This window comes from Herbaspirillum sp. B65, from assembly GCF_000333555.1.
Lineage (GTDB): Bacteria > Pseudomonadota > Gammaproteobacteria > Burkholderiales > Burkholderiaceae_D > Herbaspirillum > Herbaspirillum rubrisubalbicans.
The window spans coordinates 1-1699 of sequence record NZ_BADI01000351.1; the positions used below are offsets into that span (position 1 = coordinate 1).

3 protein-coding genes are annotated in these 1699 nt (G+C 61.0%); 1 reads left to right on the plus strand and 2 read right to left on the minus strand.

All coding sequences use genetic code 11. From position 1 onward, the window contains the following. The first annotated feature begins 121 nt into the window (after positions 1-121). Positions 122-976 (plus strand): posphoenolpyruvate synthetase regulatory kinase/phosphorylase PpsR, encoded by an 855-nt coding sequence (ppsR, locus tag I5W_RS08685; RefSeq protein ID WP_044528924.1) that lies wholly within the window; start codon positions 122-124, stop codon positions 974-976. Here the strand turns inward: ppsR and I5W_RS08690 are convergent. Beyond that, positions 957-1451 (minus strand): DUF6314 family protein, encoded by a 495-nt coding sequence (locus tag I5W_RS08690; RefSeq protein WP_044528925.1) that lies wholly within the window; start codon positions 1449-1451, stop codon positions 957-959. The genes ppsR and I5W_RS08690 overlap by 20 nt on opposite strands. Before the next feature lie 14 nt (positions 1452-1465). Further along, a partial coding sequence (locus I5W_RS08695; RefSeq protein WP_148289068.1) for a TrmH family RNA methyltransferase occupies positions 1466-1699 on the minus strand: 234 nt, incomplete at its 5' end.

The window sequence follows — 1699 nt, forward strand, 5'->3', positions numbered from 1 at the left end:
ATTGCGCGGCGGCATGACGGTCATCAGATGGGGTTCTCGAAAATGTTGCCAAGCATTGTACCGCGTGAAATCATTTTTGTTATTAGCACCAAACACTTTTTCTATTTCCAAAAGACAATACATGCTCGACCCCATGCGNATCCCGCACCCGTCCCCCCTCGTGGCCGCCAACCGCACCGTGTTCTTCGTCTCCGACGGCACCGGGATCACGGCGGAGACCTTCGGGCACTCGGTGTTAAGCCAGTTCGAGCTGCGTTTCAAGCAGGTGCGCCTGCCCTTCATCGACACCCTGGAAAAGGCGCATGACGCCACCCGCAAGATCAACGAAGCCTATTCTGTGGATGGCAAGCTGCCCATCGTCTTTTCTACCCTGGTGAAGTCGGAGCTGTCCTCGGTGATCCGGCGCGCCAAGGCCATGCACATGGACCTGTTCCAGACCTTCGTGGAGCCGCTGGAGCAGGAGCTGGAAATGAAGTCCACCCACACCATCGGCCGCAGCCACAACACCACCGACTCCGAGGAATACCGCAACCGCATCGAAGCCATCAACTTCTCGCTGGCGCACGATGACGGACAATCCAACAAGAACCTCTCGGAAGCGGATGTGATCCTGGTGGGCGTGTCGCGCTCGGGCAAGACCCCCACCAGCCTGTACCTGGCCATGCAGTTCGGCATCAAGTGCGCCAACTATCCGCTGATCCCGGAAGACTTCGAGCGCGAAAAACTGCCCAGCGGGCTGGTGATGCACAAGAAGAAGATCTTCGGCCTCACCATTGCCGCCGAACGGCTCTCGGAAGTACGCAACGAGCGTCGTCCGGGCAGCAAGTACGCGGCGCTGGAAAATTGCCGCTATGAAATCAATGAGGCCGAGAAGATGATGCGGCGCGAAGGCATCCGCTGGATGTCCTCCACCACCAAGTCGATCGAGGAAATCGCCGCCACCATCCTGCAGGAAATCAAGCTGGAGACGCGCTGAGCGAAAGTCGGCGGGAAAATTCACTCCGTACCCGCGTGCGCTTCCTGGGGCCGTTGATGGTGGTCTCCATGGTGAAGAAATCTTCACTATGGGCTGTATACACCGCGTTATAGCAATCCGCGCCGCACAGGTGATCGGCGGCCGGCACCAGTTCTCCCCCTTGCAGCAGGTAGTCCTGGTAAGGCTGGCCGATGCGCTCGCCATCGGCGAACAGCACCGCCAGGCGATCTGCGCCGAAGCGATAGTCAAAGACGCGGGAAAACGGGATCAGACGGTCAGGCGCCCCGACCATGCGCAACTGGCCATGCTCGCGATAGATCAACTGGCCAGGGAGCGTGCCGGCAGTGAAGCTCAGTTCACCAGTCGCCGTAGCCTGGGGGGTGTCGCTGCCCTCCCAGATGGTCCGGGTGAAGGTCCATTCCCCCAGGAAGTAATCGGCCATGGCGGCCATGTCGCGTGGCGGGAAAACGGCCATGGTGGGCGTCGCCGTCAACGCCCGACGGTGCGCTGACGCAGTTGTTCGAACAGGCAGACCGCAGCAGCGGCAGCGACGTTGAGCGACTCCATCTCGCCCAGATGCGGGATCACCACTTCATGCGTGGCCGCGTCCCTGCAGGCCGCTGACACCCCTTGCCCTTCATGCCCCAGCAGCCAAGCCACGGGACGGNACAGGTCGCAGTCATAGATGGTCTGGGCCGCGTGCGAGCTGGTGGCCAGCAAGGG

Excerpts from the sequence above, each read along its gene's own strand:
- I5W_RS08690 (WP_044528925.1), bottom strand. The coding sequence starts at position 1,451 with ATGGCCGTTTTCCCGCCACGCGACATGGCCGCCATGGCCGATTACTTC.